Raw genomic sequence first — 11,729 nt, forward strand, 5'->3', positions numbered from 1 at the left:
ACACACCATTTGACCACCATATCTTCACGGATGCGTCACGATAACTTACCCACGCTCGAAGTCTGCGCCTCGCCGGCGCTGCTGCACCTGTACAACGTTCCCGCCAGCATCGTGGTGATCATCGATGTGCTCCGCGCCACCTCCACCATTGCCAGCGCCCTCTACAATGGAGCCGCCCGGGTGATCCCGGTGGACAGCGTGGAAGCCTGCATCCGCACCGGGCTCGAAACCGGCGGCCTTACCGCCGGCGAGCGGGACGGCAAAGTGGTGGAAGGGCTGCAGCATGGCAATTCCCCCCTGGAATACCCGCGCAGCTTTATCGAAGGAAAAACGCTGGTACTGACCACCACCAACGGCACCCGGCTGCTGCACAAGTCCGCCGGCGCCCGGCAGATCATCACCGGCTCCTTCCCCAACCTCTCCGCAGTCTGCGACTACCTCACCGCGCAGCAGCTGCCGGTGATCCTGGGCTGCGCAGCCTGGAAAGACCGGATCAATCTCGAAGACCTGCTCTTCGCCGGCGCAGTAGCCGAACGCCTGGCCCCGCATTTTCACGTGCACTGCGATACCGCCCTGGCTGCCGGCCAGCTGTACCGGCTGTTCCGGGATGATCTGTTTTCCGCCGTCCGCAAAGCCGTCCATTACGAACGCCTCGCTGCCTTCGGTCTGGAAGAGGATGTCCGCTACTGTCTTACGCCCGATATCGCGCCGGTATTGCCCCTGCTGCAGAACGGTGCCCTGAAGGCCGCCGCCCGCTGAGCCCCTTCGGCATTAACCATCCCCAGGCGCTGCCGGTATGGCATCAGCCCGGCTGAGCCGCGTCCGGGATCAGCCGATCCCCGGATGATTCAACAAAGCCGCCAGCGCGGACCGGAACGGTTTGTTTGCAAGGATTTAACCCTGCCGCTGCACGCATATTCGAAGATTTTGGTTTACTTTTGCAGATTGTCCTTTTCAAACCGGTCAACCCTAACCGATATGCCGCTGCCGCAGCTCATTAAATACGTTTATAACAATGGCACCGATGAAGTCATCCGGAGGGGAAAACTGATTTTTTCCACGGGAGGAGTGACGCTGCTGCAAGCGGATCCCCTGTTAAAGACGGCCTCCTTCCGCGTAAAAAGCGATACCCACGCCAATTTTTACAAGGTAACGGTCAACAAATACCATGAGGCGAACGGCCTTTCGGTACGCTGTCAGTGCCCTTACAACCTGGGGGACATCTGCCGTCATGAGGCCGCCGCCCTGTTCCAGCTCCAGGACATGCTGGACAAGCATATGCTCGAAGAGAAGGAAGCGCATTTCGATCAGCGGCATACGGTCGTTAAAATGAAGACCATCGACCTGCGCGCGCTGAAGCTGCTCACCTCGCAGCAGATTTTTTCAGAAGCCGAACGCATGGCGCGCCATCACCAGGCTACCATCAATTCGGCAAAGGATGAATGTGTGGAAGCTACCCTCATCTATGAGCTGCAGACTTACTCCCTCATCATCAAACGCAACGAAGAACGGAATTTTGATACGCATTGCACCTGCGACGAATCGCGTTACCTGCTCTGTAAGCACAAAACCGCCCTGCTGCTGCAGCTGCTGAATGCCCATGGGCCCTATTATTTCGATACGCTGCGCAACTGGGACAAGGAAAAAAACAAGCTGCTGGCCCTCTACGGCTATTCGCTGCAGGACGATCTGGAGGGGAAATTTGCCTTTTCCTATGTCAACGGCAAGCCCTTTCTCCGGGTGCTGGACCCCGCCATTAAAAAGGTAAACCAGCCGCCGGCCGGCCCCCCGCCCGAAGCCGTGGAAACCGCTCCGGCATCCCGCCAGCGTATAGGCGTGGTATTTAGCGCGGGCACAGCTTATCCCTGGTGCCAGACGGAGCTGATCAGCGGGGAAACCGACGAATCACAGAGCCGCTTCCTGCCGCCGGTACAACAGCTCGATCTTTCGAAATATGTGGACTATTACCGTTTTCCTCCCGAAGACCGGGAGCTGATTACGCCGGTACGAAAGCTGCAAAGCAGCGAGGTCAACCGGTACCTCAACAAAAACTCTCCCTTTGCCGGCATCTGGGACAACATCTACCAGGACGACGGCGAAGAACTGCCCGCAGAGACCAAAGACCTTATCCTTGAATACTTCCACCCCAAGCTGAAACGGCTGCTGGCGCAGCTGGACGGCAGTCATGCCACCTACTGGCTGCCCCCGGGAGAAGCCTTCCGCACCGCCAGCCTCCGGCAGATAACCGTTTCCGCTATAGCGGCCCGGCCGGTGTTCCGCGCGCAGATGGTCAAGAACGGCGTAGAAATTTCCTGCCAGGTAGCGATACCCGACGAAACCGTGGACATTTCCGCCAACGAATGTCCTTCCCCCCTCCTCTTCCTCTACCGGAAAAGGCTATACGGCTTTTCCAGCCAGCAGGATGCCGCCGTGGTGGAACCCTTCCTGCGGGAGGGCGTGCGTCGGATCTCCCGGGCGGACTGGCCCGCCTATCTCGAAAAGGAGCTGCTGCCCCTGAGCAAGCGCTACACCCTCCATTTCGATGAAAAGCTGAAGCAGGATATCCGCGACGTGCAGCCCCGCAACGCCGTACGGCTGAAAGAGCTGGGAGAAACCCTGCTCATACAGCCCTTGTTCCTCTACGAGGGGCAGGAGGCGGAATGGGACGACCATACCGAGCTATGGACCCAGCAGGACGGCGTTATACGGCGCATCCGCCGGCAGAAGGACGCCGAGGAAGACTTTATCCGCCAGCTGCGGGAGCTGCATCCCAACTTCCGCCAGGCCACCAACCACCGTTATTTTTATCTCCGCACCAAGGAAGCGCTGAGTCATAACTGGTTTTTCAATTTTTTCGACGCCCTCAAAGCCGCCGATGCGCAGGTATTCGGTTACGATACGCTGAAACATTTCCGCTTTAATACCCACCGCCCTGAAACGCGGCTGCGCATCAGCTCGAACATCGACTGGTTCGATGCGGAGGTGGACCTCCTGTACGGCAATCAGCATGTCAGCATCCGGGACGTAAAAAAAGCCCTGCAGCACAAGCAAAACTATGTACAGCTGGCAGACGGCACCCTGGGCATGCTCCCGGAAGAGTGGCTCCGGAAATACGGGCTGTTCTTCCGCATGGGCGACGAATCCGGGAAAGGACTGCGGCTGTCCAAATATAATTTCGGCGTCATCGACGAGCTATACGAACATATCGACGACGACACCGTTCTGCTGGAGCTGGAAGAAAAGCGGCGCCGTCTCCTGAAGGCCGACGAGCTGGAACCCGCGGCCCTGCCGGAAAACGTGCAGGTGACCCTGCGGCCTTACCAGGAAAGCGGCTTTCACTGGCTGAACTACCTGGACAAGATCGGCTGGGGCGGCATCCTCGCCGACGATATGGGGTTGGGGAAAACGGTACAGGCGCTCATCTTTTTACAACATTATAAAAACAACAACGGGCGATGCCTGACGCTGGTGGTCTGCCCTACCACGCTGATCTACAACTGGGAAAATGAGATCCGGAAATTCACACCCCAGCTGCAGCACCATATCCATCACGGTCCTGCGCGCAACTATGACCCTGAGGAGCTGCGCCGCTACGATATTATCATCACCACCTACGGCACCCTGCGCAGCGATATCCAGCTGTTTACCTCGCTGGAATTCGACTATGTGATACTCGACGAATCACAGGCCATCAAGAACCCGCATTCCAAGGTCACCAAGGCGGCCCAGCTGCTGCGTGCGCACAACCGGCTGGCGCTGAGCGGTACGCCTATGCAGAACAACACTTTCGATATTTATGCCCAGATGAACTTCCTGAATCCCGGCATGCTGGGCAGCGTCGACTTTTTCCGGAACGAATTTGCCACCCCCATCGACCGGTTCCAGGATGAGGAGCGGAAAACCCACCTGCGGAAGCTGATCTATCCTTTCCTGCTGCGGAGAACAAAAGAGCAGGTGGCCCGCGACCTGCCCGAGCGTACCGAAATGGTGCTCTTTTGCGAGATGGATCCGGAGCAGCGTCATATCTATGACACCTTCCGGAATGCCTACCGCGCCAAGATACTGGGCACCATCGACGATATCGGCATTGCCCGCTCCCAGCTGACCATCCTGCAGGGGCTGGTAAAGCTGCGCCAGATCTGCGACTCGCCCTCCATCCTGAATGAGCCGGACGCCTATCCCACGCATTCGGTAAAGCTGCACGAGCTCACCCGCGAGCTGCAGGAGAATACGGGCGATCATAAGGTGCTGGTATTCTCCCAGTTCCTCGGCATGCTGTCCCTCATCCGCGAGCGGCTGCAGAAGCTGCATATCCCTTACGAATATTTCGACGGCAGCACCTCTTCTGCCGACCGGGTAAAGGCCATCGACAACTTCCAGGCCAACGAATCCTGCCGCGTTTTTCTGATCTCATTGAAAGCGGGCGGCGTGGGGCTCAACCTTACGGCCGCCGACTATGTCTACATCGTGGATCCCTGGTGGAACCCGGCTGTAGAACAGCAGGCCATCGACCGGACCCACCGTATCGGGCAGACCAAGAACATCTTTGCCTACCGCATGATCTGTAAAGACAGCGTGGAGGAAAAGATCCTGCAGCTGCAGGATAAAAAGAAAACGCTGGTCAAGGATATCATCGCCGACGATGCCGGCTTTGTCAAAAAGCTCACCCGGGAGGATGTGCTGTACCTGTTCAGCTGATCAGCTTGTAGCCTACGCCGCGGACATTGACGATCTGCACGGCGGCGTCTTCCTTGAGGTAACGTCTTAGCTTGGTGATAAAAACATCCATGCTGCGGGCGTTAAAAAAGCTGTCGTCGCCCCAGAGGGATTTCAGCATGTGAGAGCGTTCCACCACTTCATTACGCTGTTCGCACAGCATACGCAGGATCTCCGACTCGCGGTGCGAAAGCTTGCATTCCTCCCCGTCGAGGCTCAGCCGCTGGCGGACGGGATCAAAACGGTAACGCCCGAGCTGGTATACCGCGTTTTCAGCCGCCGGGGCAGGACGGGGCGCCCTCTTCAGCAGCTCCCGGATACGGACGATCAGCTCATCCATGCTAAACGGCTTCCGGAGATAATCGTTCCCGCCCAGCTCGAAACCCTGGATCACGTCGGCGGTCCTGGAGCGGGCGGTAAGGAACAGGATGGGTACGTCTTTGTCCGCTTCCCGTATCTTCCGGGTAAGGGAGAACCCGTCCATGCCGGGCATCATCACATCCATGACAATGATGTCGGGAGCCTGCTCCCGGAAAAGGGTCCAGCCCGTTTCCCCGTCGGGGGCATAAGACATGGAAAAGCCGCGCATCTCCAGGCTGTCCATTACGATGCGGGCCAGCATCTCCTCATCTTCTATCAGCAAAACTCTGGGCATAAGCCGCGAAGGTTTCAGGTATCTTCAGGAAAGGTAAGGATAAATTCGCTCCCCTTTCCTTCCTCGCTGTGTACCCTGATCTGCCCGCCATGCTGCTCCACTACCGTTTTCACATAGCTCAGACCCAGGCCGAAGCCTTTTACCGTATGCACGTTTCCGGTAGGTACACGGAAAAACTTCTCAAATATCTCCCGTTGATAGGCCGGGGGTATGCCCCTGCCGTCGTCCTTTATGGTAATGACCAGCTGTCCGTTCCGGCGGATGCAGCGGATCTGGATATTCACCTGCTCCCCGGAGTATTTGACGGCATTGTCCACCAGGTTGCTGAGCGCATTCCCGAGATGGGTAGGGTCGGCCTGGATCACAGGGTCGGAAAGCGAATAGTAGCGCTGGAAGGAAACCGGCTTGGAGGCGTTCATCTGGTGGGTGTTCACCACCTCGTCCAGCAGCGTTTCCAGATCGACCTTTTCGCGGTGCAGCTCCAGCCCTTCGCGTTCGGAGGCTGCCGTATCCAGCACCTTCTCCACCAGCATGGAAAGGCGGGCCAGCTGTTTTTCCGCCATGGAGAGGTAAGCGTCCGTCTTCTCCCGGTTGCGCAGCGCGTCGAAATGCTGCAGGGCCTCCACGGCGGCAGACACCGTGGTAATGGGCGTCTTCAGCTCATGCGTCATGTTGTTGATAAAGTCGTTCTTGATCTCGGAGAGCTTCTTCTGCTTCAGGATGGTATGCAGCATATAGCCGAAGCAGTAAGAAGTGCAGCCGATCAGCAGCAGGGTGGCCAGCAGCAGCCAGAACATACGGCGGAGGATATACTGCACAGGCGTTTTAAAGCCGGCCTGCAGCCATATATCATCCAGCGGGTTGAGCAGGACGTGCCGGGTGGTGACCGGAAAGCCGGGCAGCTCAATATCGCGCCGTTCGGCCTGCCGCCGGTCCTCCTCCGGCAGATGCAGCGTATCCAGCCGGTAGGCCGCCGATATCTTGCGTAGCCGCAGCTCTTCCGAGAAAAGGGAATCCACCTGCTGCAGCTGTTCCGGGGAAAAAGTGTGCTTCTGCCGGTACCAGAACAGGAGCAGCCCCCGGTAGATCCGGTTGGTAGCCGGATCCGCGCTGTCGCGGTCGGGCCGCGGTCCTTCCGGCGGACGATTGCGCGCATACCAGCGCCGGGCTACGGCGCGCACCCGCACCCAGGACGAATCCCTCGACGACTGACCGGCCATCGCATGCAGCGAGTCCGGCTGCAGCACCCCCGCGCTCCCGGCCTTATCCACGTTCTCGTATATCATCCGGCGCGTGGCTTCTTCCAGCGCATCGGTGGCATTAAAGCGGAACCCATAGTAGTTATACCGGTAGGTGTCGTACAGCCAGTAGCCCTGCAGCCCGATAATACCGAGGATACAGATACACATCAGCACAAACAGATACCGGATACGGTTTTTCACGATCTTGATTTTTTACCGGGCGGCGGCGGGCACCCGGCCATTTTAACAAAACTATTCATTTCCGGGACAACCGCTTTTACCCGTTCACACTATTTAACACTAAATAATGCGCTTTAACATGCCTGCAACGGGATATGCCTGATCTTTGTAACCGGTAAATAACATACTGTGAGCAAGTCATTACAAAAGCTGTTGCTGTGCGTGCTGCTGATCTTTCCGGCCCTCTGCCTGCGGGCGCAGGACAGTACCGCATTCATCCAGGGTAACGTAGAAGGAGAAAGGGCCCGCCAGTCGCTGTCCTATGCTACCGTAGTCTTGCAGACCGCCCGGGACTCCTCCGTGCTGCAGACCGTGCTGACCGATGAAAAGGGAGCCTTCCTGCTGCCGAATGTCAAGCCGGGATCCTACCGGCTTGTCGTCACCTACCTCGGCTATCACAACCTGGACACCTCCTTCAGCCTGAAAACCGCCGGCCTCAACCTGGGTACCCTCGTGCTGCCGGACGAAGGAATAAAGCTGGGCACCGTCGTGGTCAAGGATGAACGGCCGCCGGTGAAGATGTCCGGAGACACCCTGCAGTATAATGCCGGCTCTTTTCCCACCAAGGAAAACGCGGTGGTGGAGGATGTGCTGAAAAAGCTGCCCGGCGTGGAGGTGGACAAGGACGGCAAGATCACCGCACAGGGAGAAGAAGTGCAGCAGGTGCTGGTAGACGGCAAGCCTTTCTTCGGGGATGATCCCAAGGTCACCACCAAGAACCTGCCTTCGGATATGATCGAGCAGATACAGATCTTCGATAAAAGCTCGGACCAATCCGAATTTACCGGCATCAACGACGGCAATACCAAGAAGACCATCAACCTCACCATTAAGAAAGACCGGAAAAGAGGATTGTTCGGCCGGGCCACGGCCGGCTACGGCACAGACGACCGTTACCAGCTGAACGCCATGGTCAACAGCTTCAAAGACGAGCAACGGCTTTCTTTCCTCGGCGGGGGCAACAATGTCAACAACCTCGGCTTCTCTTTCCGGGATATCCGCTCCACCATGGGCGGCGGCGGTGGGGGACGGGGAGGAAGAGGCGGCGGCGGATTCCGCGGCGGCGGCGGCGGAGGCGGTATGTTCTCGGGCGGCGGCGGCAACGGCATCACGACCAACTGGATGGGCGGGCTCAATTATCATGACAACTGGAGCCCCAAGCTGGAAGTATACGGCAGCTATTTTGCCAACAGCACCAACACCAATACGGCGCAGCTCAGCAGCCGGCAAAATATCCTGAAAGACACTTCCTTTTTTCAGAACAGCCGGGACTCCTCGCTGAACCGTTCGGTGGATCACCGTTTTAACCTGAACATGGAGTATACCATCGATACGATGAACTCCATCATCTTCCGCCCCTCCATCGGCTACACCACGAACGATTATTCCACACAGAGCACCTCGGAGTCCCTTTCGGACAAGCAGGCGCTCGTCAACAACAGCACCAGCTCCTTTGCTTCGCACAATACCTCGCCGAGCCTGAGCGGAAATCTTCTCTACCGTCATAAGTTCCACAAAAAAGGCAGGACTTTTTCCGTCAACCTCAGCGGCAGCTATAACAAAAATGACGGCAGCTCCGTCAACCGCTCAGAGAACGGTTATTTTATCGGTACGGATTCCGCTTCCCAGGAGATCATCGATCAGCACAGCACGCTCAATTCGGTGAACCAGAGCTGGGGCGCTTCGGTCAGCTATACCGAGCCACTGTTCAAGGACCATTATCTGGAATTCGAATATGCCTACAACCAAAATAAAAGCAATTCCGACAAGGCCACTTATAACTTCAATCCGGCCTCCAAGGAATATGACGATTATGATTCCACGTACAGCAATATCTTTAAAAATACTTTTAACACGCAACGCGGAAGCGTGAACTTCGTGGGCAATAAGGAGAAATACGATTATACCATCGGTGTCAGCGCGCAGGATTCGCGTATGCGCAGCAACTGGGAAAATCATGACAGCGTGATCACCCAGCACACGGTGAACTTCTACCCGCAGGTAAATTTCCACTACAATTTCTCCAATACCAAACGCCTGCGGCTGGAATACCAGGGGGCCACACAGCAGCCCAGCATCAGTCAGCTGCAACCCGTTCCGGACAATACAGACGTGCTGAACATCCAGGTGGGCAACCCCGACCTGAAGCCGTCGTTCAGCAACAGCGTCCGGCTGCATTACAACTCTTTTAACCAGGAGAACTTCAGCGGCATATTTTCCTCGCTGAACTTTTCCACCGTATCCAACCAGATCGTCAACTCTACCACCTTCACCGACAGCGGCAAGCAGTACATCAAGCCGGTGAATGTAAACGGCAGCTATCAGCTGAACGGCTTTACCTTTCTTTCGCTGCCGCTCGACAAGCTGCACATGAAAGTAAGCCCGGGCACCTCGGTCAGCTTTTCGAGGAATGTAGGCTTTGTCAACGGCGATAAAAATTTCAGCAACAATTTCTCGCTCGGTCCGCGCCTGCGCCTCAGCTATGATCTGGAAGACCTTTTGGACCTTAATGTCGGGGGCAACGTCAACTATAACCATGTGGTCAACTCCCTGCAGTCCTCCCAAAACCAGGAATACTTCACCTACAACCTGTCGCTGGATTTCGAATATCACCTGCCGCTGGGTTTCCTGGTGGGCAGCGATTTCAGCTACATCACCAATACCGGTCTGACGGCGGGATATAACCAGAGCGTGGCCATGTGGAACGCCTATATCGGTAAAGACCTCTTGAAAAAGAAGGCCACCATCAAGCTGCAGGCCTTCGATCTGCTGAATCAGAATGTCAGCATCAACCGCGATGTACAGCCCACCTATATCGAAGATACCCAGAACATGGTGCTGACGCAGTACTTCCTGCTGACCTTTACCTTTAACCTGAACCGCATCGGCGGCCGCTCAGGCGGAGACCGGGAGTATCACCGGGGACCGGGTGGTCCGGGTGGCGGCATGCACATCATGCGCGGGGGAGGACCGCCTCCGCCGCCGGGGGGATAGGAGTTTCCGGTTTCTCGTTTGAGGTTCCGGGTTTGAGGTTGGATAGTCTAATGTCTAAAGTTTAAGGTCTGAAGTTCTATTCCGGACAGATAACCTTAGACTTTAGACCTTAAACTTTAAACTAAAATGCCCTTCACCTTTCCCCCTTCGCCTTTCACCTCCCCTTCAGGGGGCGGGGGTTCAAATATTCCCTTTCTTCAGCTCTTTCACCGCATAATCGGCAGCGCGGGCCGTCAGGGCCATATAGGTCAGCGAGGGGTTGACACAGTTGGTAGAGTCCATGCAGGCGCCGTCGGTAACGAATACGTTTTTCACCGCATGCATCTGGTTCCATTTGTTCAGCACTGACTCTTTCGGGTCGTTCCCCATACGGGCGGTACCCATCTCGTGGATGGCTAAACCGGGGTAAGATCCCTTGTCATAGGTCCTGACGTTCTTTATACCGGCCGCTTCCAGCATCTCGGCGGCGTCGTTCATCATGTCTTTGCGCATCTTGTGCTCATTTTCCTTAAAGCCTGCGTCAAAGACGATGGTGGGCAGCCCCCATTTGTCGCGCTTCTGCTTATCCAGGTATACCCGGTTTTCCTTGTAGGGCAGGCATTCGGCAAAGCCGCCGAGGCCCATCGTCCACATACCCGGCTCGGAGAGCATATCCTTAAAATCCTTCCCTACCCCCAGCTCGGCGATGCTGTGCTGCCATCCCTGCCGGGAGGCGCCGCCCTGATAGCCAAAGCCGCGCACGTAATCGCGTTTTTCGTTTTTGTCCACGTTCCGGTAACGCGGGATATAGATGCCGTTGGCGCGGCGGCCGGAATAATATTTATCCTCAAAGCCCGGCGCTTCGCCGGAAGCCCCGCAGCGGAAGTGATGATCCATGAGATAGTGCCCGAGCACGCCGCTGTCGTTTCCCAGCCCGTTCGGGAAACGGTCGGATACCGAGTTCATCAGCACAAAGGTGGTGCCGACGGCGGAAGCGTTTACAAATACGATCTTCGAATAATATTCGACGGTCTGCTTGGTATGGGCATCGATGACCCGTACCCCCGAAGCGCGTTGCTTTTTGGGGTCGTACATCACCTCGGACACGATAGAATCCGGTCGCAGGGTCAGCCGGCCGGTAGCCATCGCCGGGGGAAGGGTAGAGGACTGTGTGCTGAAATAACCGCCGAAGGGACAACCCCGGCTGCAAAGGTTGCGGTACTGGCAGGGACCGCGGCCATGGTGCTTCGCGGTAACATTGGCCACGCGGCCGATGGTCATCAGACGTCCGTTGAAGTTTTTGGCAATGCCTTCCTTCACGGACCGCTCCACGCAGTTCATCTCCATGGGCGGCAGAAATTGCCCGTCGGGCAGGGGAGCATAGTTTTCCTTTTGACCGCTGATGCCGGCATGACGCTCGGCATAATCGTACCAGGGTGCAATATCTTTATAGCGGATCGGCCAGTCGATACCGTGCCCGTCGCGGGCATTGGCTTCAAAATCCAGGTCGCTCCAGCGATAGCTCTGCCGGCCCCACATGATGGACTTTCCCCCGACGATATCGGGACGAAACCAATCGAACCGCTGTTTCTCCTCATACGGCGCATCGGCATCTTTGAACCAGTAGCTTTCGTTGAACTCGCTGTAGGGATAGTCGCGGCTGACAAACTCGTGGGTCTTCCGCTGCTCCGGCGTGATCCGCCCCCGGTGCCTGAACTCCCAGGGATCTTTCATCGCCGTGGTATAGCCTTTGATGTGCTCCAGCTGATGCCCCCTTTCGAGCATCAGCACGGTGAGCCCCTTTTCGGTCAGCTCCTTCGCCGCCCAGCCCCCGCTGAGCCCCGAGCCGATCACGATGGCATCATAGGTATTTTGCGCAACGGCTTTATTATTGTAGTTCATGA

6 protein-coding genes are annotated in these 11,729 nt (G+C 56.9%); 3 read left to right on the forward strand and 3 right to left on the reverse strand.

What is annotated here, in order from left to right; translation table 11 throughout:
* The first annotated feature begins 30 nt into the window (after window positions 1-30).
* Both ABD851_RS13100 and ABD851_RS13105 read left to right on the forward strand, forming a co-directional pair.
* The gene (locus tag ABD851_RS13100) at window positions 31-759 is read left to right on the forward strand and encodes a 2-phosphosulfolactate phosphatase (protein ID WP_344979991.1); all 729 of its coding nucleotides are present in this window, start codon (window positions 31-33) and stop codon (window positions 757-759) included.
* A gap of 219 nt (window positions 760-978) precedes the next feature.
* Entirely contained in the window at window positions 979-4,698 is a 3,720-nt protein-coding gene (locus ABD851_RS13105; protein WP_344979993.1) for a DEAD/DEAH box helicase, read from the forward strand.
* Here ABD851_RS13105 and ABD851_RS13110 read toward each other — a convergent pair.
* Window positions 4,691-5,371: a response regulator transcription factor gene (locus ABD851_RS13110; protein WP_344979995.1), complete on the reverse strand. Its 681-nt coding sequence runs from the start codon at window positions 5,369-5,371 to the stop codon at window positions 4,691-4,693. The genes ABD851_RS13105 and ABD851_RS13110 overlap by 8 nt on opposite strands.
* A 14-nt stretch (window positions 5,372-5,385) precedes the next feature.
* Window positions 5,386-6,813 (reverse strand): sensor histidine kinase, encoded by a 1,428-nt coding sequence (locus ABD851_RS13115; protein WP_344979997.1) that lies wholly within the window; start codon window positions 6,811-6,813, stop codon window positions 5,386-5,388.
* A gap of 168 nt (window positions 6,814-6,981) precedes the next feature.
* Between ABD851_RS13115 and ABD851_RS13120 the strand changes: the two genes are divergently transcribed.
* On the forward strand, window positions 6,982-9,846 hold the full coding sequence (locus tag ABD851_RS13120; RefSeq protein ID WP_344979999.1) for an outer membrane beta-barrel protein: 2,865 nt from the start codon (window positions 6,982-6,984) through the stop codon (window positions 9,844-9,846).
* 180 nt (window positions 9,847-10,026) lie between these two features.
* Here ABD851_RS13120 and ABD851_RS13125 read toward each other — a convergent pair whose 3' ends face one another.
* Entirely contained in the window at window positions 10,027-11,727 is a 1,701-nt protein-coding gene (locus ABD851_RS13125) for a GMC oxidoreductase (protein ID WP_344980001.1), read from the reverse strand.
* Window positions 11,728-11,729: the final 2 nt, after the last annotated feature.

The organism is Compostibacter hankyongensis (genome assembly GCF_039541075.1).
Classification (GTDB): domain Bacteria; phylum Bacteroidota; class Bacteroidia; order Chitinophagales; family Chitinophagaceae; genus Compostibacter; species Compostibacter hankyongensis.